27 protein-coding genes are annotated in these 22,609 nt (G+C 50.7%); 8 read left to right on the top strand and 19 right to left on the bottom strand.

Annotated elements, in window-relative coordinates; genetic code table 11:
- Nucleotides 1-69: 69 nt before the first annotated feature.
- Complete coding sequence (locus RQP18_RS01685; RefSeq protein WP_342388437.1) at nucleotides 70-585, bottom strand: GNAT family N-acetyltransferase; 516 nt, start codon at nucleotides 583-585, stop codon at nucleotides 70-72.
- Nucleotides 586-689: 104 nt separating this feature from the next.
- Here RQP18_RS01685 and RQP18_RS01680 point away from each other — a divergent pair, with 104 nt between their 5' ends.
- Nucleotides 690-974, top strand: a complete 285-nt coding sequence (locus tag RQP18_RS01680; RefSeq protein WP_342388436.1) for a hypothetical protein — start codon at nucleotides 690-692, stop codon at nucleotides 972-974.
- Nucleotides 975-1,013: 39 nt separating this feature from the next.
- On the opposite strand, the gene queF is transcribed toward RQP18_RS01680, so the two are convergent.
- From queF to queC, 5 genes are all read right to left on the bottom strand, one after another.
- Nucleotides 1,014-1,502, bottom strand: coding sequence for a preQ(1) synthase (queF, locus tag RQP18_RS01675; protein ID WP_342388435.1), 489 nt, complete (start codon nucleotides 1,500-1,502; stop codon nucleotides 1,014-1,016).
- Between the two features lie 115 nt (nucleotides 1,503-1,617).
- Nucleotides 1,618-2,313 carry a DsbA family oxidoreductase gene (locus RQP18_RS01670; RefSeq protein WP_342388434.1) on the bottom strand — a complete coding sequence of 232 codons (696 nt, stop codon included), beginning with the start codon at nucleotides 2,311-2,313 and terminating at the stop codon, nucleotides 1,618-1,620.
- A gap of 82 nt (nucleotides 2,314-2,395) precedes the next feature.
- Complete coding sequence (gene queE, locus RQP18_RS01665; protein ID WP_342388433.1) at nucleotides 2,396-3,112, bottom strand: 7-carboxy-7-deazaguanine synthase QueE; 717 nt, start codon at nucleotides 3,110-3,112, stop codon at nucleotides 2,396-2,398.
- Entirely contained in the window at nucleotides 3,112-3,534 is a 423-nt protein-coding gene (gene queD / locus RQP18_RS01660; RefSeq protein ID WP_373446104.1) for a 6-carboxytetrahydropterin synthase QueD, read from the bottom strand. The genes queE and queD overlap by 1 nt, the downstream gene beginning before the upstream one ends.
- Nucleotides 3,531-4,184, bottom strand: coding sequence for a 7-cyano-7-deazaguanine synthase QueC (gene queC / locus RQP18_RS01655; protein WP_342388431.1), 654 nt, complete (start codon nucleotides 4,182-4,184; stop codon nucleotides 3,531-3,533). Before queC ends, queD begins: the two co-directional genes overlap by 4 nt.
- Nucleotides 4,185-4,366: 182 nt before the next feature.
- On the opposite strand from queC, the gene ggt reads away from it, so the two are divergent.
- Both ggt and RQP18_RS01645 read left to right on the top strand, forming a co-directional pair.
- Complete coding sequence (gene ggt / locus RQP18_RS01650; RefSeq protein ID WP_342388430.1) at nucleotides 4,367-6,079, top strand: gamma-glutamyltransferase; 1,713 nt, start codon at nucleotides 4,367-4,369, stop codon at nucleotides 6,077-6,079.
- A gap of 150 nt (nucleotides 6,080-6,229) precedes the next feature.
- The gene (locus RQP18_RS01645; RefSeq protein WP_342388429.1) at nucleotides 6,230-7,186 is read left to right on the top strand and encodes a rhodanese-related sulfurtransferase; all 957 of its coding nucleotides are present in this window, start codon (nucleotides 6,230-6,232) and stop codon (nucleotides 7,184-7,186) included.
- A 43-nt stretch (nucleotides 7,187-7,229) separates the two neighbouring features.
- Here the strand turns inward: RQP18_RS01645 and RQP18_RS01640 are convergent, their stop codons facing one another.
- From RQP18_RS01640 to RQP18_RS01625, 4 genes are all read right to left on the bottom strand, one after another.
- Nucleotides 7,230-8,219, bottom strand: coding sequence for an acryloyl-CoA reductase (locus RQP18_RS01640; protein ID WP_342388428.1), 990 nt, complete (start codon nucleotides 8,217-8,219; stop codon nucleotides 7,230-7,232).
- Between the two features lie 118 nt (nucleotides 8,220-8,337).
- The gene (locus RQP18_RS01635) at nucleotides 8,338-9,282 is read right to left on the bottom strand and encodes a bile acid:sodium symporter family protein (RefSeq protein WP_342388427.1); all 945 of its coding nucleotides are present in this window, start codon (nucleotides 9,280-9,282) and stop codon (nucleotides 8,338-8,340) included.
- Between the two features lie 136 nt (nucleotides 9,283-9,418).
- Entirely contained in the window at nucleotides 9,419-10,057 is a 639-nt protein-coding gene (locus RQP18_RS01630) for an O-methyltransferase (RefSeq protein WP_342388426.1), read from the bottom strand.
- Between the two features lie 125 nt (nucleotides 10,058-10,182).
- The gene (locus RQP18_RS01625) at nucleotides 10,183-10,344 is read right to left on the bottom strand and encodes a hypothetical protein (protein WP_342388425.1); all 162 of its coding nucleotides are present in this window, start codon (nucleotides 10,342-10,344) and stop codon (nucleotides 10,183-10,185) included.
- Nucleotides 10,345-10,457: 113 nt separating this feature from the next.
- Between RQP18_RS01625 and RQP18_RS01620 the strand changes: the two genes are divergently transcribed.
- Nucleotides 10,458-11,933 (top strand): MDR family MFS transporter, encoded by a 1,476-nt coding sequence (locus RQP18_RS01620; RefSeq protein WP_342388424.1) that lies wholly within the window; start codon nucleotides 10,458-10,460, stop codon nucleotides 11,931-11,933.
- A 46-nt stretch (nucleotides 11,934-11,979) separates the two neighbouring features.
- Here the strand turns inward: RQP18_RS01620 and RQP18_RS01615 are convergent, their stop codons facing one another.
- Both RQP18_RS01615 and RQP18_RS01610 read right to left on the bottom strand, forming a co-directional pair.
- A complete protein-coding gene (locus RQP18_RS01615; RefSeq protein WP_342388423.1) occupies nucleotides 11,980-12,174 on the bottom strand; it encodes a YwbE family protein in 195 nt (64 codons plus the stop codon).
- 28 nt (nucleotides 12,175-12,202) lie between these two features.
- Nucleotides 12,203-12,967: an SDR family NAD(P)-dependent oxidoreductase gene (locus tag RQP18_RS01610; protein WP_342388422.1), complete on the bottom strand. Its 765-nt coding sequence runs from the start codon at nucleotides 12,965-12,967 to the stop codon at nucleotides 12,203-12,205.
- A 223-nt stretch (nucleotides 12,968-13,190) separates the two neighbouring features.
- On the opposite strand from RQP18_RS01610, the gene RQP18_RS01605 reads away from it, so the two are divergent.
- Nucleotides 13,191-13,676: a metal-dependent hydrolase gene (locus tag RQP18_RS01605; protein WP_342388421.1), complete on the top strand. Its 486-nt coding sequence runs from the start codon at nucleotides 13,191-13,193 to the stop codon at nucleotides 13,674-13,676.
- A 78-nt stretch (nucleotides 13,677-13,754) separates the two neighbouring features.
- Here the strand turns inward: RQP18_RS01605 and RQP18_RS01600 are convergent, their stop codons facing one another.
- The 7 genes from RQP18_RS01600 to RQP18_RS01570 form a co-directional block, all read right to left on the bottom strand.
- Nucleotides 13,755-14,966, bottom strand: a complete 1,212-nt coding sequence (locus RQP18_RS01600) for a threonine synthase (protein ID WP_342388420.1) — start codon at nucleotides 14,964-14,966, stop codon at nucleotides 13,755-13,757.
- Nucleotides 14,967-15,092: 126 nt separating this feature from the next.
- A complete protein-coding gene (locus RQP18_RS01595; protein WP_342388419.1) occupies nucleotides 15,093-15,692 on the bottom strand; it encodes a response regulator transcription factor in 600 nt (199 codons plus the stop codon).
- Between the two features lie 2 nt (nucleotides 15,693-15,694).
- On the bottom strand, nucleotides 15,695-16,816 hold the full coding sequence (locus RQP18_RS01590; RefSeq protein WP_342388418.1) for a sensor histidine kinase: 1,122 nt from the start codon (nucleotides 16,814-16,816) through the stop codon (nucleotides 15,695-15,697).
- A gap of 112 nt (nucleotides 16,817-16,928) precedes the next feature.
- Nucleotides 16,929-17,951 carry a fatty acid desaturase gene (locus tag RQP18_RS01585; RefSeq protein WP_031547153.1) on the bottom strand — a complete coding sequence of 341 codons (1,023 nt, stop codon included), beginning with the start codon at nucleotides 17,949-17,951 and terminating at the stop codon, nucleotides 16,929-16,931.
- Nucleotides 17,952-18,061: 110 nt separating this feature from the next.
- A complete protein-coding gene (locus RQP18_RS01580; RefSeq protein ID WP_031547151.1) occupies nucleotides 18,062-18,625 on the bottom strand; it encodes a DUF4256 domain-containing protein in 564 nt (187 codons plus the stop codon).
- A 117-nt stretch (nucleotides 18,626-18,742) separates the two neighbouring features.
- Nucleotides 18,743-19,153, bottom strand: a complete 411-nt coding sequence (locus RQP18_RS01575; protein WP_031547150.1) for a GlcG/HbpS family heme-binding protein — start codon at nucleotides 19,151-19,153, stop codon at nucleotides 18,743-18,745.
- Nucleotides 19,154-19,309: 156 nt separating this feature from the next.
- Nucleotides 19,310-20,236, bottom strand: coding sequence for a cation diffusion facilitator family transporter (locus tag RQP18_RS01570; protein ID WP_342388417.1), 927 nt, complete (start codon nucleotides 20,234-20,236; stop codon nucleotides 19,310-19,312).
- Between the two features lie 168 nt (nucleotides 20,237-20,404).
- Between RQP18_RS01570 and RQP18_RS01565 the strand changes: the two genes are divergently transcribed.
- The 3 genes from RQP18_RS01565 to RQP18_RS01555 all read left to right on the top strand — a co-directional run bounded on the left by RQP18_RS01565 (nucleotide 20,405) and on the right by RQP18_RS01555 (nucleotide 22,578).
- Complete coding sequence (locus RQP18_RS01565; protein WP_373446103.1) at nucleotides 20,405-20,872, top strand: DUF1801 domain-containing protein; 468 nt, start codon at nucleotides 20,405-20,407, stop codon at nucleotides 20,870-20,872.
- A 33-nt stretch (nucleotides 20,873-20,905) separates the two neighbouring features.
- Nucleotides 20,906-21,442: a D-glycero-alpha-D-manno-heptose-1,7-bisphosphate 7-phosphatase gene (locus RQP18_RS01560; protein WP_342388415.1), complete on the top strand. Its 537-nt coding sequence runs from the start codon at nucleotides 20,906-20,908 to the stop codon at nucleotides 21,440-21,442.
- Between the two features lie 68 nt (nucleotides 21,443-21,510).
- Nucleotides 21,511-22,578, top strand: a complete 1,068-nt coding sequence (locus tag RQP18_RS01555; RefSeq protein ID WP_342388414.1) for an aldo/keto reductase — start codon at nucleotides 21,511-21,513, stop codon at nucleotides 22,576-22,578.
- The last annotated feature ends 31 nt before the right edge of the window (nucleotides 22,579-22,609 follow it).

Raw genomic sequence — 22,609 nt, 5'->3', positions numbered from 1 at the left:
TTTTCATTAACTCCACTCTTCATCTTACACTATACATCCGGGGAAAAAAACCAAATTGTGAATGCGCATTCAATACCTGTTCCCAAAAACTTTTTCATAGGCGACATACCAGTCGTCCTCATTATCATCCAGATGCAATTTCCCTCTGAACGTATAGCCATTCTTCTCGAACTGTTTCTGCATTTTTTCGTTTTCAAGGGAGGTGTCCGTATGGATGCCCCTGTAGCCTTCTGCTTCAATCCTTTCTTCAACTGCCTTCATCATTTTGCGGGCAATGCCCCGTCCCTGCCGTGAAGGATCCACTGCCATGCGGTGCATCGCCCTGCTTTCTGTACGCGGGACTTCCCACTGTATCTCATCGTATGGCGCGGGGTGGTCGTCATCCACAACTACGAAGCCATCCAGCCTCCCATCCTCTTCAAATACATATAATGACCCCGCTTCCACATCCCTGCTGAAACGGTTTTGATCGGGGTATGCCTCACTCCATTGTGTATTTCCGGCACCGACCATCAGCGGAACCACCTTCTCCTTTATTTCCACTACTCTTTCCAAATCTTCATGAACAGCTTTCCTGATACCCATAAGGAACCTCCTAATTTTTCTATAATTCACCATTTTCTATTTTCTCATATTCATATTATAGTGTATAATGTGGATGAAATGAATACGAAGGGGAATTTTATAATATGTTCAAATTCGACAAATATACACTGCCTTATCACATTACGAATATGGTTTTCTATGTGTTTACACTTGCAGTGATTGGATTCATTTATGTATATGTATTCTATCCACCGCTCTCCGATGTCGCTACACAGGAATTCTTCGCCACTTTCGGGTTGCGCGAATTCGGTGGCCTGTTCTTCTTCCTGCTGCTGATCATTACACCGCTGCTGGTTCTGTATGGTGCCATCCATCATCTGTACAGGATCGTCACTTACAACCGATCCGGCCGTACTGCTTCAGAATAGAAAAGGAGCCCTCCCGGGCTCCTTTTCTTTTTCCACCAATTACCTATTGTCCACTTTTTCGGGATACATATCATGATTCATCATGCGATAGTCCGCCATCTCTTCATACTTCGTCCCCGGGCGGCCATAGTTGCAGTAAGGGTCGATGGATATGCCGCCACGCGGTGTAAACTTGCCCCATATTTCGATATACTTCGGATCCATCAGTCTGACCAGATCATCCATGATCATATTGACGCTGCTCTCATGGAATCCACCGTGGTTTCTATAGCTGAAAAGATAGAGCTTCAACGCTTTGCTTTCAACCATTTTGACGTCCGGGATGTAGCTGATATACAGCGTTGCAAAATCGGGCTGCCCTGTTATCGGGCATAGTGTAGTGAACTCCGGACAGTTGAACTTGACGAAGTAGTCCCGTCCCGGATATTTGTTGTCGAATGTCTCAAGGACATCCGGATTGTAATCAAAATCATATTTTACATTCTGGTTGCCCAGAAGACTCAGATCCTGTGTGTTTTCTTCACTCATCATTCCTGCTCCTTTTCATACATGAAAGACCATGCAGCTTCTCCGGCCACATGGTCTTTCATGTGTCCTAGTTTTTTATAGAGGGTAGCTAAGGGACCTCTATATTGAATTCTCCCTACTCACAGCCATCCCTGCCACAGGAGGCACCGTCGTCTCCACCCAGATCGACGAGCGGCTTTTCCTCCTCGTAAGCTTTTTCGACCGCTTCGAGGAAGGCTTCCGGAGGCTGTGCACCGGATACACCATATTTGCGGTTGATGACAAAGAATGGCACGCCCTGGGCGCCCAGCCGATTGGCTTCATTCTGATCTGAAATGACCGATTCCTTGTAATCATTCGAACCGAGCATCTCCTCCACTGCTATCCTGTCCATTCCTATGGCCTGTGCAATGTCCAGAATCACCTCTGTCCTGGCGACATTCCTGCCCTCTGTGAAGTATGCATGGTACAGGTGCTCCAGTGCTTCGCCATCTTTTCCTTCCGCTTCTGCCACCTTGACCAAACGGTGGGCATCCATCGTGTTGGACGGTATGACCGCATCCAGATTGAATTCGAGTCCGGCAGCCTCTGCCGCCCCACTGACCTGCCGGTTCATCTGCCTTGCTTCTTCCAGGCTCTTCCCGTACTTTTTGGCCAGCAGTTCAGCCATGCTTCCATCCGGTTCTGTGGATGCCGCCGGATCAAGACGGAAACTCTTATGGATGACACTCACCTTATCTTTTGACTCGAACCGGTCAAGTCCCGCTTCAAAGTTGTGCTTGCCTATATAGCAGAATGGACATCCGATATCCGACCAGATTTCAATTTCCATAATCCTGCCTCCTTCAATGAATATGTCTTATGCCCATTATAACAATTCAAAGGTATCCTCTCCTGTCAATTGCCTGGAGCCTTTAGACGCCCTGTTTGTTGCTCCACAGCAGCGTATGCAGCTGTGGCAGCACTTTCGCATCGTTCATGCGTGGATCGGCCATGGTCATATCGACCAGATGCTCATAGCGTTCAAGCAGTTTGAAGGTATGTCCGTCGACATTGTCACCCAGATATGGATTCCCTACCTGGAGGTAAAAATCCACACCCGGATACCTCTGGTGTACATCCGCCGCATATTCAAAATCCTTCTCGTCGAAGACGACAACCTTGAGGTTATAGTGGGCGGGTCCTTCGTCCAGGCCGGCCATCACGCGTTCGAGTTTTTCGAAGTCGGTATTCATGCCGGAACTTGGCGGTTTCGGGCTGATGGTCACATCATCGATCTCCGCAAGCCACTCCTGGAATACCGTCCCCTGCGTTTCCACGGCCAGTGCGATACCGCGCGACTTGGCCTTCTCCACAAATTCCTGCATGTTCTTGAGCAGTGCCGGATTTCCTCCGGATATGGTTACATGGTTGTAGTTGCCCGGTGCAAGGTCATCCAGCGTGCCCAATATGTCATCGGCGGTCAGCATGCGGACCTTGTCCTTCTGGCTGCCATCCCACGTGAACGCAGAATCACACCAGCTGCAGCTGTAGTCGCATCCGGCCGTTCTGACGAACATGGTCTTCTGGCCGATGACTGCGCCTTCCCCCTGGAATGTGGGACCGAAAATTTCAAGTACTGGTACTTTCATTACTTCCGACTCTCCTTGGGACGATAGATGACGTAACTTGTCGGTGTCTCCTGAAGATACACCTGCAGGCATACCGGCCGGTTATCCAGACCGCCGACAAATTCCGCCACCATCTCATATATGGTCTCCGCCAGCGTCTCGGATGTCGGCGGGCGCTCCTGGAACCGTTTGTGTTCGTTGAGCAGTGTATGGTCGAATGCATCGCTGATCAGGGATTTGAGCGATGAAAAGTTGACCAGGAATCCGAGATCATCAAGCCGATCACCGGCAATCGTGATATTGACGAAGTAGGTATGGCCGTGGACATTGCTGCATTTGCCTGCACGGTCATCGGGAATAAAGTGTGCTGCAGAGAAGTTCAGGTCCTTGTTGAGTTCATATTTATAATCATGCTCGGGTGTCTTATAGCTCATCATTGTCACTCCTTTTCGTTCAGATATGCACGCAGCCCTGCGTTTCTCAGCCTGCATGCCGGGCATTCTCCACACCCGTCCCCAATGACGCCCTCATAGCACGTCAATGTTCTATTCCTTATATAGTCGAGCTGTCCATATTCATCAGCCAGTGCCCATGTCTGTTTCTTGTCCAGCCACATCAGAGGTGTTTCGATGACGAAATTCCGGTCCATTGCAAGATTCGCAGTGACATTCATCGATTTGATGAAAATATCACGACAGTCCGGATAGCCGCTGAAATCCGTTTCGCACACACCTGTAATGATCGTCCCGGCGCCTGTCTGGTAGCCGAGGGCGGTCGCGAATGACAGGAAGAGCATGTTTCTGGCAGGCACAAATGTATTCGGCACCGTCTCGTCCTCTGCCTGGACAATATTCATCCCATGCTCGGTCAAAGCGTTCGGGCTCAGCTGTCCGAGCAGCGACATGTCAAGTACATGATGCTTGAGCCCCTGTTCCTCTGCAATGTTTTTTGCCACTTCGATCTCTTTGCTGTGGCGCTGTCCGTAATCAAATGTCACCAGTTCCACTTCACCATAGTTTGCCATGGCATGGAACATGCATGTCGTACTATCCTGTCCGCCGGAGAAAACAACGAGCGCTTTATTTCTGTCCATCCATCATCTACCTCTCCTCATTCGATATCCAATTATATGATTTTACCAATTTTCATGGTGGATTTCCACTCTTCGAGCCTTTTATTCCTCATCCTTCGGGCTGAAAATTGTGTTTAGCATTGTACTTTTTAGGTTATGAAACTATAACTCGATTTACAGAAGAAGGACAGGTGAGATTGATAATGGCGAACCTGCAAGAAATTTTTGAGGCACAGGAAAAATATTATGATACAGGCAATCAGATTAAAGGGGATACCGGCAAATATGGCATGGTGGCAAGTGCCATAAAGGAAGCCACCCACGCCGGCAACCAGATGCTGGACCAGGGCGGCAATGCATTCGATGCACTTATTGCAGTACAGCTCGCGTTGTCTGTTGTCGAAGGCATGAACACCGGCATCGGCGCAGGCGGCTTTATCGTGTGCTACGACAAGGAAAATGAGGATACGAAAGTCATCAATGCCCATTCCCGGGCACCGGCCGGACTTGAACCTGAATGCTTCCTTGATGAAGAAGGGGAGGTCGTTCCGTTCGACAAACGATCCACACACGGCACTTCCGTCGGGGTGCCGGGCATCATGAAAGGGCTCAAGCACCTGCATGAAAAGTATGCCACCCTCCCCCTTGAAAAGTTGGTTGAACCGGCCATCGAGCTGGCCGAATCGGACTTCCGTGTGAATTCCCTATGGGAACGTACACTTGATCTTTTTGACCATCGCCTCGGAGAAGAGGCACGGAAGAAATTCATGCCGGGTGGCAAACCGCTCAGGGAAGGCGATACCATCGTGCAGCCTGAACTTGCGAAAACTTTGAAGACCATCAGGGACGAAGGGTTCGATTCCGTATATGAAGGTGAGATTGCCGATGCCATCATAGAAGCTGTCCAGAACCAGGGCGGGGTCATGAACCACCAGGATCTGATCAACTACCATGTCAAGATCGAAGAACCGTTATGGAGCAACTATAAAGGGTTCGATATCGCAATGCCTGCTCCCCCAAGCGGCGGTGGCATCGCAGTGGCCCAGCAGCTGAAAATACTCGAAAACATCGATATTTCACAATATGATCCGCACTCGTCTGAAAAGTATCATCTGCTCGCCCAGACGATGCAGCTGGCCCTTGCCGACAAGAATGCCCATATCGGCGATGCAGATTTCCATGAACTCCCGATGGATGGACTGCTGAATGAGGACTATATTAAAGAACGCCTCCAGCTGATATCAGAAGAGAATGAAGCAAAAGCATATGAAGCAGGCGATCCTTGGAAATATCAGCCGGGCAGGGACGGCACGATTGAAACCGATAGGTACGTGGGCAATGAAGGAATGGAAACGACCCACTTCACTGCGGTGGACCAGTGGGGCAACGTCGTTTCCTGCACATCCTCGATAGAACGCATCTTTGGATCCGGCATCATGGTACCGGGCTACGGCTTCCTCATGAACAACGACCTGACCGACTTTGAAGCCGAGCCCGGCCAGGTCAATGAGCCGAATGGCCATAAGTATCCGACAAGCTCCAAATGTCCGACGATACTTTTCCATGAAGGGAAGCCGTTCTTCACACTCGGTTCCCCGGGTGCCCAGACGATCGTCGCCTCGGTAGCCCAGACCATCATAAACATCATAGACTACAACATGTCACTGGATGAAGCAATCAAGGATCCGAGAGTCTATGTAACACGTGATCTTGAAACCCAGTGGGAGGACGGCTTGGCAAAAGAGATGCTGGAAGCACTGGAAAAGCTGGGCTATGACTTCGACCAGTCGTTCAGAAAAGAAACGGCGGATACCCGCCTCGGGGATGTACAGGCAATCATGATCGACCAGACGAACGGACACAAGCTCTACGGTGCAGCCGACTCGCCGCGTCCGGGCGGTGCAGAAGGCCTGTAGCCCGGTTGAATTGAATAATTTTTGACAGGTGTAAAAAGTCCTTTCAAATGTATTGTTTAATTGATATAATAAACAATTGCATGAAAGGACTTTTATTCCATGCAGCTATCAGGTATATCCTGCAAATATAATTGATAGGTGGAAAAGACAATGAAATATCAAGTTTTACTCTATTACTACTACACAGACATTGAAGATCCCGAGGCATTCTCAGAGGAGCACCTTGATCTGTGCAAGGGAATGAATCTCAAAGGGCGCATTCTTGTCGCCAATGAAGGTATAAACGGTACCGTCTCCGGGACTGTGGAAGACACCGAAAAGTATATGGAATACATGAAGCGCCATCCCCTGTTCGATAGCATCGTGTTCAAGATCGACGAATCGGAAGGCCACGCCTTCAAAAAGATGCATGTACGTCCGCGGCCGGAGCTTGTCAACCTCAGCCTGGAGGATGATATCGATCCGCGCGAACTGACAGGCGAGTACCTGGAACCGAAAGATTTCTATGAACAGATGCAGGATGAAAATACGATTGTCCTGGATGCAAGAAACACTTATGAATATGATGTCGGCCATTTCCGCGGTGCCGTCCGTCCGGATGTCGAATCGTTCCGTGAACTGCCGGAATGGGTCGAGGAGAACCGCGAAATGCTTGAGGGCAAGCGCATCCTGACCTACTGCACTGGCGGCATACGCTGTGAAAAGTTCTCAGGCTGGCTGAAACGTGAAGGATTCGACGATGTCGGACAGCTCCATGGCGGCATTGCAACATACGGCAAAGACCCTGAGGTCAAAGGGCAGAACTGGGACGGCATGATGTATGTCTTCGACGAAAGGCTGACCGTGCCCGTCAACCAGGTGGAGCACAATGTCGTCGGCAGGGATCATTTCGACGGCACTCCCTGCGAACGTTATATCAACTGTGCAAATCCTGAGTGCAACGACCAGATCCTCGCTTCCGAAGAAAATGAAGCGAAGCATCTTGGCGGCTGCTCCCTGGAATGCACAAAGCATCCAAGAAACAGGTATGTCATTGAAAATGACCTCTCAGCAGACGAAGTGAATGCCCATATCAAAGTAATTGAAGAAGAGGCATACGCCAAATAAAAAAATCCCTTCATCCATAAACAGATTGGATGAAGGGATTCTTTTATTGGAATTTGACAATGATACGGCCACGGACGCGGCCTTTAAGAATATCACGCAAAATATCCGGCAGTTCTTCGAGCGATACTTCATGGGAGATATGGGTCTCCAGTGCAGAAGGTTTCATGTCCCCTGCAAGGCTTTCCCATACCTTCACCCTGCGCTCCATCGGATATTTGACGGAATCGATGCCGAGCCAGTTTATTGCCCGGGAAATGAAAGGCAGTACCGTCGTCTCCACTTCGATGCCGCCGGCCAGCCCGCACGTTGCGACTGAACCGCCATAATCGAGGCTGCTCAGGATATACTGCAGTGTTTTGCCGCCAACCGGGTCGATGGCCGCTTTCCACTGCCTCTTCCTGGTGGATTTTCCGTCCGTATCGGTCACTTCATCCCTGTGGATGACTTTGGCGGCGCCCAAGGATTTCAGGTATTCCGCTTCTTCCGTCCGTCCCGTACTTGCCACGACGTCGTAGCCCTTGTCGGAAAGCATATTGATGGCGAGGCTGCCGACACCGCCACTCGCTCCATCGACGAGCACCTTGCCCGACCCGGGTTCGAGTCCATTCTCTTCCAGCCTCTGGACGCACAATGCGGCCGTAAAACCTGCTGTGCCAAGCTCCATCGCTTCCTTCAGCGTCAGTCCTTCCGGCAGTGCGACGACCCATTCCGCGGGGATTCTCGCGACTTCACTGAAACCGCCGCTATGACGCGTACCGATATAGTAGCTGGTGGCAATCACTTCGTCCCCTTCCTTGAAACGCTCGTCTTCAGAAGAAAGTACCGTGCCTGCAAGGTCGATTCCCGGAACAAGCGGGAATGTTTCAGCGATGCTGCCCGTTACCGCCACCATGCCGTCTTTGTAGTTGACGCTTGAATAGGCAACTTTGATCGTCACTTCCCCGTCAGACAGATCGTCCATGCCGATTTCCTTAATATCCATCACCGTTTCTTCGTCCACCTGGTCGACGACCAGCGCTTTGAATCGCTCCATATGTAGCCTCCTCATAAAAATGATAAATCTTCAATATTTTCCTATACCCATTCTCACACTATTTATGTAGACACCCTTGTAAAAATTAAAGACAGTCCTCCACGCGGACTGTCTGACTTCAATAGTTTCTATACGCCTGATACCGGGTCATCGCTTTGCTCGCAAAGGAGGCGATCAGCTGCTGGAAAAGCATGCAGAACACCACCGGCATCGCGACTTTTGGAGGAAAATAGGCAGTGGCGATGACCACCCCAACCGAAATGTTCCTCATACCCACGTTGTATGTGAACGTCGTAACGATGGACGGATCCTTCAGCAGGTAGTGTCCGGTACCCAGTGCAAAGGCATACGCAGACAAGGTAACGAACAGAACAAGGAACAGTATGCCGACGATTTCCCAGGAAAACTCCTGCAGGTAGGGGGCAATGACACTGCCGTTGATCATGATGATGAGCAGCAGGCTGAATTTTGAGAAAGGCGCCAGAGAAACACCCAATGTATCCTTCACCCTGCCGCGTGTCACTTCGTTCATCAGGATGCCGGCCAGAGTCGGCAATACAATCATCCAAAGCAGTCCCATAATCAGCGTCCCGGAATTGATGGTGACGGCTGTACCTGCAACCGCTATGAGTATGAGTGGCAATATGATTGGAGCGAGCAGTGTATCCAGCAGAATGATGGAAAGTGCAAGTGGCAGATTGCCCCTGGTGATGGTCACCCATATGACCGAAGTCACCCCTGTCGGTACCGCCACTGCCAGTGTGAATCCGATGGTCAGAAGGGAATCATCCAGCAGGACCGTCGCCAGCATATATCCCCACAGGGGCATCAGGATATGCAGAAAAAGAATGCTCAGCAGTATCGCTTTCGGATACTTCACAACCATTTTGAAATCCTTGAAATCCATGCCCAGTGCCCCGGTAAAGGTCATGAAGGCAAAGAACCATGGAATCAGGAAGAGGAAGTGCGTCCCCACTTCGCCGAGCAGAACCCCTGTGATGAGGCTGAGCGGCGTGAGGAGCGCAATCCACTTTTGAATGAAAGCGTTGAAACGCGTCAGCACCGTATCCCCTTCTTTGCAATTTTATATATACTCTACCATAACAGCCGCCCGCCGGTAAGAAATGACAATAAAAAGCTCAGTATCAATCCACTTTAGTAGGTTGATACTGAGCTTTTTAATTTGTATACTTTTTCGGTTAATCCAATACTGCCATGACGAACCCGTCATGTCCTCTGCTGCCTACTGTCTGAACTGCTGTTGCATCTACACGGGGATGTTCTGTAAGTATCTGCAGGAAACGCTGCATTTTAGGGCATTTCGCCTCTTCCTCTTCAAACGATTCCATGATCTTACGTTCCGTTACGATGACCGAGCCGCTCTTGGCCATGTTGATTGCCGCTTCAAGGTAGTCCGGATAATGCTGCTGATTTGCATTGATATAGATGAAATCAAAGCGTGGATACCCTCTTTCAAGCAATTTCGGCAATGTATTTTCCGCCGGCGCCTCGATGACCTCAACCTTGTCATCCAGTTCAGCAGCCTTAATGTGCTCGAACGCTGTCTTTGCATATTCAGGGTTGGACTCGATAGTAGCCATCTTGCCATCCTCCGGCAGTGCCTTACCCAGCCATAATGTACTGTAGCCACTCAATGTACCTATTTCCAACACCGTTTTTGCACCTTTGATTCTCGCCAGTAACTGAAGAAACTTTCCTTGGCCACTCGTCGCTTCGGTTCTTTCTTCTTCGTTTTCGAGAATTCCCGTAATTACTTCATCATCAGCATTCAGCTGGGAAGTAAAGTACGCGTCCACATCATTCCAAAGTTTGGACATGTTAAATAGTTCGCCTCCGTATTTTGTATACATTTAATTTATAGTACACTTCAATATTTTCCGAATATTTAAGAAATATACTATAGTTTTGCATACTACACTAAAGCCATATGAATTGCAAACGTTCATTTGTATTTTTTCACTATTTTTTTGATTCGGCTATCAGCCCCGTATCGGCTGCTGACCATCCTGCGTGCTTCGATCTGCGACTTCGCCCGGGCCTCCTTGGTATACACATCACCGTCTTTTTCGAATGTCACAATGAAGCATTCCGTACCACATCTCATGGGCCCCGCTCCTTTTTCTGGATATTCACAAGTCGTAACCCTTGTGTAATCCCTTCATTCATAATAATATATTCAAATGCACTCATACATCAATACATACAGGAGACCTATATATGGAAAAAAACAGTACCAGCCGATATGAATATCTATCGGACAATCCCGATATCAAAACCCTCCCGATCATGCTTTCGCTCATCATCGGGGCATTTTTTGCGATTTTGAATGAAACACTGCTCAATATCGCCCTGACGACACTGATGGTTGAATTTGACATCAACCTGCCGACCGTACAATGGATGGCAACAGGCTTCATGCTCGTAATGGGGATCGTCATCCCGGTCTCGGCCCTGCTGATCCAATGGTTCACCACCCGCCAGCTCTTTTTGGGCACGATGATCATATTCACCATTGGCACGACCATCGCCGCCTCCGCGCCGACCTTCGGCATCCTTCTGACAGGCCGTCTGATACAGGCCGTCGGAACCGGAATGCTGATGCCGATCATGTTCAATGTATTCCTGTTGATGTACCCGCCCCATAAACGCGGCAGGATCATGGGAATCGTCGGTCTCGTCATCATGTTCGCACCGGCCATCGGTCCGACACTTTCCGGCATCATTGTAGAATACCTCGGATGGCGTTTTCTGTTCATTACAGTCATTCCATTTTCATTATTCTCCATAGTGTTCGCATATTTCTTCCTGGTCAATGTATCGGAAGTGACCCGGCCCAAAATCGACATTCCATCCATCGTTTTTTCCACCGTCGGTTTCGGCGCCACCATCTATGGATTCAGCTCGGTCGGAGAGAGTGAAGCCGGCTTCCTGAGTCCAGTGGTACTTCTTTCCCTCCTTTTGGGAATTTCCGGCATCTTCCTGTTTGCCTACCGGCAGCTGCGCCTGGATGAGCCCATCATGGATCTCAGAGTGTTCAAGTACCCGATGTACCGTCATGCCGTCATCATGTTCCTGATCATCATCATGACCATGTTCGCCTCGGAGATCATCCTGCCGATCTACATGCAGGGGCCTCTGGCACTGAGTGCCGCCACTGCGGGCATTCTCCTGCTTCCCGGAAGTCTGCTGAACGGTGCGCTCTCCCCTTTCATGGGGCAGCTGTTCGATAAGGTCGGTCCGAGACCGATGATGATCCCCGCAACAATTGTACTGAGCGGCACCATGTTCATGATGAGCCGGCTGGACACTGACAGTTCCGTATGGATGATCGTCATCGGCTTCCTGTTGCTCATGATCTCGGTTTCGGCCATCATGATGCCTGCCCAGACCAACGGGCTCAATCAGCTGCCGAAACGGCTCTACCCGCACGGCACCGCTGTCATATCCACCTTGCAGCCAATGGCTGGCGCCATAGGCGTTTCGGTCTTCATCAGCATTCTTAATGCAAGACAGGCCAGCTACCTCTCAAACGCAGAGACACCGGATGATCCGGCAACAATCGACCTGGCCATGGTGGCCGGTGTAGAACTCGTCTACTTCATCGCCTTCGTCGTTTCCACCATTGCGGCAGTGATGGCACTGCGTGTATACCGCGCCAGACCGGTCGACATTGCAGAAACAGAAGCCAAATAGGAAGAGCGCCCCGTCGGCATCGATGCTGATGGGGCGCTCTTCATAGCTATTCCAATATCTCCTTCACTCTGCCGACAGTGCCGTCCTCAAGCTTCACTTTGATGCCATGGGGATGTGTTGCCGAGTTGGTCAACAGTCTCGCCACGACCCCTTCGGTCAGTTCTCCCGACCGCTGATGCTGCTTCTGAACCACTTTCACTTTGACACCTGGTTTTATATATTCTCTTTTTGTTCCGTCCATGATACTCTCCTTAATGAATGATATATTCCTATTCCTTTATCGTCTGCCCACCATCTATGATCAGTTCTTCCCCAGTGATGAACTTGGCTTCATCCGACGCCAGGAACAGTGCTGCGTACGCCACATCTTCCGATTCGCCCAAATACTTGAGCGGCACAGCGGCAATCAGTGCCTCCCTGATATCTGTGTTGGATGTAAGATAATCCGTAGACGGTGTCTCAATATAGCCCGGATGGATGGAGTTCACACGTATGTGGTCTCCACCGAAGTCCCTTGCCGCCCCTTTCGTCATGGTGCGGATTGCACCTTTGGAGGCGGAATACGCAGTGAGTCCCCCAAGACCGCTGATGCCGGTCAGGGAGGAAATGTTTACGACCGACCCCTGCCCATTCCGCTTCATTGCAGGAATGGTGTGCTTCATGCCGAGGAAGTTCCCCAGTGCGTTGACATTCATGACCTTATCCCATTCTTCCACCGTCAGCTTGTTCAGGGTGAATTCCGTCATGCCCGTAATGCCGGCATTATTGATGAGGATATCGATTTTGCCGAATGCCCCCAGGGCTTCCTCCACAATCCGCTGCCAATCCGCTTCCTTCGATACATCATGCTTTAAGCCGATCACCGTCTCCGGATACTGCCGGCTGATGTCGTCCACCACCGGATTGAGATGCCCTTCATTCATATCCGTCGCTACGACCATCGCACCCTCCCGGGCGAAAAGTTCTGCTTCCATTGCCCCCTGGCCGCTGCCTGCACCAGTGATTATTGCCACTTTGCCATCCAGTCTTCCCATGACTATCCCTCCTGGTATGTCCCGGTTTCCCATCAGTTCGAATATGGCAAGATGCCATTATCGCCCAATCATTTTCCTTTGTCTCTACATTCCCTTTATGACGGGTTATAATCTTCATCTCCTGCCAATCGCATATATTCATCATCCAACTCATGAAAAATACAGAAAAAATGCATATAATATATTATAATTATACTTCGGACAAAATTAAGGAGGCGACATCATGACTGGAAAAACACATATATTGGGTGGCATCACAGCAAGCCTTGCTGTTGCCCATGCAGCGAATGAAAATCCGCTGATCATGGTAGGCGCCGGCATCGTCGGTGCACTTCTGCCGGACATCTGCCACAGTGGGAGCAGAATCGGAAGACGGTTCCCCATCCTGTCACGGATCATCAATCTGCTGTTCGGCCACCGGACATTCACCCACAGCCTCCTGTTTCTGGTAATCGTATCGTTCCTCATCGACCGGTTCTTTCCAAACGATATACTGAAATACGGGCTGCTGACAGGTATGGTGAGCCATTACATACTGGATATGGCGACAAGAAGCGGCATCAAGCTCTTCTTCCCGCTCGACCTCACCGTCCGCTTCCCCATCACCATCAGAACCGGAAGCAAGGTGGAGAACCTGATTTTCAGCATCCTTGCACTTCTATCCTTCTACTTTGGATACGAAACGCTCGGGTGGTTCAGGTTCTGGTAGTTATAAATTTATGCGCTCCTCATCAATACGATGGAAGGAGCGCATTTTTATTCATACCGGTTCCCGACTATTCCGACCTTATCTGTCGATCGTCTCTTCCTTCTCCAGCCGCTCAGGCTGGATATCGAACGTATCCGGATATTTGATGCCTGCTCCGGTGTTCAGCACGACGACCGTTTCGCCCGCTTTGATCCAGTCCGTCTCCTTCAGTCTGCGGGCGGCTGCGAAGGCGGCTGCCCCTTCCGGGCACACGAAGCTGCCTTCCAGACGGGCCAGCCGTCCCTGTTCCTCGAGCATCACTTCGTCGTCTACTGCGATGGCACAGCCGTCCGTCTCATAGAGTGCATCGAGCACCAGGAAATCACCGAGTGCTTTGGGCACATTGATGCCGAAGGCCATGGTTTCGGAGTCGTTCCAGAATTCGGATTCCCTTTTCCCTTCTTCCCATGCCTTGACGATCGGCGCACAGCCTGTCGCCTGTACGGCGACGAGCCTCGGCAGGTCGCCCTCGACCCATCCGAGCGCCTTCAGTTCCTTCAGCGCCTTATGGATGCCGATCAGACCGACGCCGCCGCCTGTAGGGTAAAGTATGACATCGGGCATTTTGAAGTCCAGCTGTTCTGCTATTTCCAGCCCCATCGTCTTCTTGCCTTCTATCCGGTACGGCTCCTTCAGGGTGGAAGCGTCATACATGCCATGTTCCTTTACCGCCTTGCCGACGATCTTCCCGGCATCGCTGATCAGTCCGTTGACGAGATAGAGGTCCGCCCCGGATATGGCGACTTCATTCCGCGTAATCTTCGGTGCGTCTTCGGGCATGACAATCGTCGACTTCATCCCTGCCCTCGCGGCATACAGGGCCCAGGCTGCCCCGGCGTTGCCATTGGTCGGCATCGCCAGTTCTTCCACGCCCAGCTCTTTTGCCTTCGATACACCAACAGCGGCCCCCCGGGCTTTGAAGGTGCCTGTCGGCACAAGACCCTCATCCTTTATGTAGAGATGATCCACAGCCATGTCACTACCCAGCCGGGACAGGGGGACCAGCGGCGTCATGCCTTCTCCGAGTGACACGACATTGCTTTCGTCTTCCACAGGAAGCAGCTCGTGGTATCTCCACAGGTCGGCCTTCCGATGCTTCAACTGCTCCGGTGTCAGGGCCTCCCTGATATCTTCCAGATCGTAATCGACAAGCAGAGGTGATCCGCATGTGCACAGCTGATGCTGCGCTTTCGTGTCAAAAGTACTGTTGCATTTTGGACAATAGAGATGCGATACATAACTATATTTCATCTGATCAGCTCCCAATCTGTGATGTATAATGCATTACGTACAGGCTGCCGCAACGTTTCCATCTCCATTATACCTACATGGGAAGTTGAAGTTAAATATTTAAATCCTATATGAAAGGTATGGAATCTATTTCAACCACCCTTTTTCCCTCGCCTTTGTGATGGCTTCAATGCGGTTGTCGACATACAGCTTATCCAGGATGATGGAGATATAGTTTCTGACCGTTCCATTCGACAGGTGCAGTTCCTTCGCGATGGCCTTCGTCGTCCTGCCCCCTTCCAGCAGCTGGATGATTTCCATCTCCCGCGGGGTGAGAGGATTGGAAGCTTCAAAAGCAATGTCTATCAGCTCGGGGGAATAGATGCGCCTGCCTCCGATAATATGCCTGATCGACTGGGCGAGTGTCTCGCTGGAGCTGTCCTTCAGCAGATAGCCGCTCACCTGTGCCTTCTTCGCCCGTTCGAAGTATCCGGGGCGTGCAAAGGTCGTCAGTATGATGACCTTGCATGGTCCATCCTTCAGACTTTCCGCAGCATCCAGCCCGGTCATCACGGGCATCTCGATATCCATCAGGCAGATATCCGGGGACTCCGCGGCAACAAGGTCCAGGGCTTCCGAGCCATTCGCCGCCTGTCCGACAACAGTCATATCCTCTTCAAGATCCAATAGCGCACCAAGCGCCCCCCTCAGCAGGTTCTGATCTTCGGCCAACACAATGCGGATCATCTTCATCCCTCCTCGATCTCTTTCAATACTTTCGGCACCGCAATATTGATTTCAAAACCACCATTGTTAGTGACGATATGGATTTCCCCATTCACGAAGGACAGGCGTTCACGCATTCCATGGATGCCATGCCCCGACTGGAAAGTCTCCTTGCTCTCTCCGTTATCCATGACCTTGAGCAGGATATCCTTGTCCGTATCAATCAGCTCGATGACACACAGATGCGCCTGGCTGTGCTTCACCACATTGGTGACCGCTTCCTTCAGGCACATGCTCAGCACATTTTCAACGAGCACGGGTATATTGTTGAAATTCCCTTCGACAGTTATATCATAACGTATCTGGGCGGCATCCATCAGTTTTTTCACGTGCTCGATTTCCCCCTCCAGATTGACATTCTTCATATCACTGATCATTTCCCGCACTTCTTTCAGCGCCTGTCTGGACGTCGACTGGATATCTGCGAGCTCGCGCTTCGCAGCATCACGGTCCTTGTCGATCAGCTTCTGTGACAGCTCGCTCTTCAGCCCGATCATCGACAGCTTCTGGCCCAGCGTATCATGCAGATCCCGGGCGATCCTGTGGCGCTCTTCCAATATCGCAAATTCCGCAATCCTCATGTTGGCATCTTCAAGCTGTGTTTCCAACTCCTCCTGCTTCAGACGGTTGTACTGGCTGATTGGAAGGAGGATGACACCGAGGACGGTCATGATCAGAAAAGGCAGGTGGCTGAGCAGCAGCGTATAATTGTAGAAGAATCCGAAAGTGATGGCGCCTACCGTTGTCACCATATGAATGACATACATTGATATGAAGCCGCCCCTGTTCCTTATGTTTCCGACATAGAATGCGGTGAAAAGCGCAAAATAGACATAGCCATAGAATATGGTCATCGCGATATTGATGCAGAATTCAATGCTCAGACCTATGTAGATCAGTGGCCCCCGTGTATTGAACGTCAGCCAGTATACTGTAAAGAACAGGATGGTCAAGACGACACCGGAGACGATCTCCCATGAATCATTGGAGCGGAATATGAAATAGAACGGCAGGATGCAGAATATGATCCATATGTACAGACTGAGTCCGGTATTCTTCGGAAATATATGATACCAGTCGCGCATGAATGACCGCCTCCTTTCTCCTTATTTGTTCCAGTGTAACAGTTTTATGGAACGATGGGCCCATGAAAAATGTATAAAAATAAATCCCCCTAATTGATTAGGGGGATTTCATCTAGTCTGTACTTGGTTGGTGCTTTTCATTCAATTGCGCCTTCATCTCGCGGAAAGTCACAAATGTCTTCTTCTTCTCATCATACAGGCGGAAGCGGATGGATTCGAGGCTCGACTTCAGAGTGATGGTCGTCGCCTGATGCAGGGGTGGCGTACTCTCATGTGCTTTTTCCAGTGAATAGTTGGGCACTCTTGGCGCCAGATGGTGCACATGGTGATAGCCGATGCTGCCTGTCATCCATTCGAGCCAGCGGGGCAGCTTGTAGTAGGAGCTGCCGTCCACTGCCGCTTTTACGTAATCCCATTCGGATTCATTTTCAAAATAGGAATCTTCGAACTGGTGCTGGACATAGAAGAGCCAGATGCCGAGCATGCCTGCCACATAGGCGATTGGAAGCTGTACGAGCAGCAGTACATGCCAGCCGAGCGTAAAGCCGATCAGGCAGTAGATCGCAACAATCAGGCCGTTGATCAGATAGGTGTTCATGCGCTCCTTCTTCTTGGCGCCCTTGCGGTTGAAGCGGTTGTCCAGCAGGAACAGTGACAATGGTCCGAGGCCGAACATGATGAGCGGATTGCGGTACAGGCGATATTTGAGCCTTTCCCATTTGCCCGCCTCCTCGTATTCCTCAACCGTCATGACCCAGATGTCACCGATGCCCCGCTTGTCCAGATTGCCGCTTGTTGCGTGGTGGATCGAGTGTTCCCGCTTCCATTTTTCATACGCAAAGTGGGTGATGACTCCGGTGATCGTGCCGAATATCGTATTCCACTTCTTGCTCTTGAAGAATGACTGGTGGGCACAGTCGTGGAAGATGATGAATGTCCGGATCATGAATCCGGCAGCTCCGATGCTGAACAGCAGACTGAGCCAGAATGAAATGCTCAGTGACTGGTACGCCAGGAACCATAGTGCAAAGAATGGCAGAATCGTATTGAACAGCTGGATGATGCTCGCCTTCGTCTGTGACTTCGCGAACGGCATGACATCTTTTCTGAGCTGTGCCTGTTTCTGTTTTGACATGTTGACCAACCTCTTTCCTGTAATCTCGTTGACTTTATTTTAATATAGGCCAATAAGATGACGTAGAGGCAGGTGTCAGCAATAACACATGACATCTGTCATATATCGCATCATACATGGAGCACGGCCCGGAATCCCCTGGCACTGTAGTAGGAGTCTGCACCGTTATGATAGATGAACATCGCGCCGTAACGGTAATCACCAAACAGTGCCCCTCCCTGCCCCCTGATATCAGCAGGTGTCCGGATCCAGCTCGATGTCTTCCTGTCGACGGTTTCAATGGTCTGGAGCTGCCGATAATGCGCCTCATCCAGAAGTTCCACCCCCATCTCCTCCGCCATGCCGACTGCACTGTGTTCCGGTTTGTTCTTCTTTCTTGCCTGGAGCGCTTCATCATCATAGCAGACTTTCCGTCTCCCCTTCGGGCTTTCCTCTGAAAAATCATAGTATACTATCAAACCATCCGCCTCACCTGCTGCATCCGGTTCGCCGCCGGTCCGCTCCATCTCCCCGAGTGACCATAGCTTCCCCGGATGGGAATCAAGACGCGCTTCAACATCCTTCCAATCCAGACGCTCATGCCGATGCATATGTGATTCAAAACGCGTTTTCAATACACTCAGCAACTGCTGTTTTTCCTCATCCGACAACCTTTGATCCTCCTGCATATTCATTCCTCCCATCGATATCTCTGTACATGTACACCGCCTCATAAGGGGCAGAAAACCTCCCTTCAGATATTCCAATCCATAGGGAGGTCTTCCGCACTTATGAAATTTAAAGACGACCGGCTACAGCGCCTTGAATGCCTCGACGCCCGCTTCAGCAACTTTCACATCGTCCGGCACGCTGCTGCCGCTGACACCGATCGCTCCGACAACCTTGCCGTCCGCTTCAAGCGGGATGCCGCCGCCGAATACGACGATACGGCCCTGATTGGTCGTGTTCAGACCAAACAGCTCTGCGTTCGGCACCGTCGCCTCCTCCAGATTGGAAGTCGGCATCTTCAATGCCACCGCTGTCCATGCCTTGTTCTGGGCAATGTCGATGCTTGCGAGCCATGCATCATCCATGCGGTGTACCGCAACCAGGTTGCCCCCTTCATCGATGACGGAGATTACCATCTGTACACCGATTTCCGACGCCTTCTGCTCTGCGCCCTCAATTATCTTCTTTGCATTTTCCAAATTGATTCTACTCATTACGCTTCCCCTTTCAAACCTTCAGTTTTGAATCGAATGTGATGCAGCGCTTATGGCTATCAATACTGCAATGTCATCGTCTCCATCATATACAAATCAAAAAATTCAGTCAAATGGGGCGGGTTATTGTCTTGACTGCGACCACCCCTATGCATTTTATTCGTGTTCCATATCATCCAGCCGGCACATCAATGCATCATCGTGTGGGTGGACTTCGCTCTCGACCTGGATGGTCACATGACCGATCCCCTCATCCTCAAGCCTCTGCTCCAGTGCGTGCAGCAGATCACCGCTCTCCCTGATGGTCATGCCGCCATCGACTGTCACATGGCATGACAGGGCATTTTGTCCACTTGTGATGCTCCACATATGGAGATCATGGATGTCGATGATCCGCTCGTCCGCATGCATGACGCTGATGATATGGTCCACATCTATATTCACAGGAGTGCCCTCCATCAGTACGTGGATGGCATCCTTCGTCACACGCCAGCCGCTGATGATGATCAGCACCGCCACGATGACACTCGCCAGCGGGTCGGCCAGACTCCATCCGAGGAACATGATTAGGAGCGCAGCCACAATGGCTCCGACCGAGCCGAGCAGGTCCCCCATCACATGGAGGAAGGCCGCCCTGATGTTCAGGTTCCCCTCCGTATCACCGCCACGCATCAGTATCCATGCGACAATGATGTTGACCATCAGTCCGATTGCAGCAATCACCAGCATCCCCGCCGATGCGACTTCGGGTGGTTCCATGAAGCGCTGGAACGCCTCATAGAAGATGTAGACGGAAATGAGTATGAGCGTCACGCCGTTGAAGATCGCCGCCAATATTTCGAACCGCTTATATCCGTACGTTTTGCTGTAGTTGGCCGTCCTCCGTCCCAGACTGAAGGCCAGGACCGCAACCCCCAATGCTATCGCATCGCTCAGCATATGTCCTGCATCCGACAGAAGGGCGAGGCTGTTCGTAAGCCAGCCGCCGACTGCTTCGACCAGCATATAGCCGGTAATGATGAAGAAGCTGGCCAGCAGAACCTTCCTGTTCGATCCATGTGCATGGTCGTGTGCCATATCCATCCCTCCTGTAGTGTCTCTTCATGTGCAATTATATCAGCATGGCCGTCTTTACACAGCGAATATGCAAAAGTCCTCTGCATGGCCGGTCCACTCCTATGATTCTGCAGCATTCATCAGAAATAAGGTATTTTTACATCCAATCATTAAACTTTGTGGTTAAATGGAGTCATGACCACTCTTAAAAATGAGGAAGGTGACCGCATGGACATTGATGCGTATATCGAAAATATCGATGACAGATGGCGGGATGCTTTTATAAAAACCTGGAGAATCATCGGTGAAAACCTCCCCGAAGGCTTCCAAGCAGAGATGCAGCACGGCATGCCGACATATATTGTTCCGAAGGAGACGTATCCGGAAGGCTACCACGTGGATGACAGCGCCCTTCCCTTTATAGGCGTCGCCGCCCAAAAAAGGCACCTTGCCGTATATCATATGGGGATATATAGCGACGATGAACTGTACGAATGGTTTACAGAAGCATATCCGAATCACATGACGACCAAGCTCAACATGGGCAAAAGCTGTATTCGATTTTCCAATCCGGACAGGGTTCCCTATGCACTGCTTGGGGAACTTGCCGGGAAATTGACAGTGGATGAATGGATTGAACTGTATGAATCCGGGAAATCTTAGTATGCAGGAAAATGGATAGAAAGGAGGAAGCTTATGCAGAAGGCAGTCTTTCTTGATCGGGATGGGGTCCTCAATGAAGTACTCAATCATCGGGTGAAGTTCGTGAACCGCCCCGAAGACCTCCACCTCCTTGAAGGTGTGGAGCAGGCCATCAGGCAGTTCAATGAGGATGGCTGGAAAGTGTTCATCGTCACCAACCAGGGCGGTGTCGGCCTTGGCTATATGACGGAGGATGAACTTGGGGAAATACACGATAGACTCGTGGATCTTCTCGAAGCATCGGGTGCCAGGGTGGATGATATCGCCTACTGTCCGCACATGCCCCATGAAGGTTGTGTCTGCAGGAAGCCGGAAGCGGGAATGATTCTGGAGCTTGCAGAAGCGCACAACATTTTCCTTGGGGAGAGCTACATGGTAGGCGACAGAGAACCGGATATCCAGGCCGGACGGAATGCAGGCACTCGGACCGTCTTCATCGCTAACAGGAAAAATAAGAAAATCGGTGCAGATTATCATTTCAAGGATCTCATCTCATTTTCCAACTGGCTGGTGAATGGAAAAGGGATGTGACATATAGACATGTTTACGTTCACCTCCAGGGGGAATTTAACTTCCAAAAGGTTTTTAAGGAGGATATCATGGATTACATCTATCTCGGAAATTCCGGTTTGAAAGTGCCAAAGTATATTCTCGGCACCATCCCTTTCAGTGGGACGAACGGGTTTGAGCCTACCGGCAACATTGATGCAGAAGCAGCGAGACGTCACGTGGACATATGTCTCGATGCAGGCATCAACATGTTCGATACGGCCAACCTTTATTCTAAAGGGGATGCAGAAAGGGTACTTGGTGAAGCGATCAAAGGCAGGCGGGACAAAGTGCTCCTGACTTCCAAAACAGGGTTTGACCTCGGAGAGGACCCCAATGCCGGAGGCGCTTCACGCATTAATATCGAAACGTCGATCGACCGGACCCTAGAACGGCTCGGTACGGATTATTTGGACATCTATTTTGTCCATCTGTGGGACGGGCATACACCGGTCGAGGAGACGATTGAAACGATGAACGACCTCATCAAGTCCGGAAAGATACGCTACTGGGGTGTTTCGAACTACAGCGGCTGGGCTCTGGCCAGAACCTATACGATTGCAGAACAGAGGGGGCTCATTCCACCGATCACCCAGCAGATCTACTATACGCCTGAAGCGCGGGAAGCGGAATATGAACTGCTTCCGGCAGGAAGTGAACTCGGGGTCGGCTCCATGATATGGAGTCCGCTCGGTGAAGGGCTGCTGAACGGCAAAATCGACCGCAATAACGAAGCCCCTTCAGGTACACGTCAGGGCGAAGGCTGGCCCGAGCCCTGGGTAAAGGATGATGAACGCCTTTATGATGTCATAGACGCACTTAAGGAAGTTGCGGAAAACCGCAATGCCACAGTGCCGCAGATTGCCCTGGCATGGATTAAGGATCGCCCGAATGTGGGACCAGTGGTCATTGCGGCAAGAAATGAAGAGCAGCTCCGTGAGAATATCGCATCATATGATATACGGCTGACACAAAAAGAGCATGACAGGATCGAATCCGTCGCCCGGCCGGAACCATACTACCCACTATGGCATCGTGCGATGAACAGCATCGATAAAGGTTCTCCGTCAGAAATCCCCTATTTGGAGGGCTATAAGAAATCAATGGAACTTGAATAGCGGCGAATAGACCAATAGAAAACTCCGGAGA

Origin of the sequence: Salinicoccus sp. Bachu38 (assembly GCF_038561955.2) — a bacterium.
Taxonomy (GTDB): Bacteria; Bacillota; Bacilli; order Staphylococcales; family Salinicoccaceae; genus Salinicoccus; species Salinicoccus bachuensis.
Note: the sequence above shows the minus strand (reverse complement) of the source record. Positions and strands in the feature narration are given on the sequence as shown.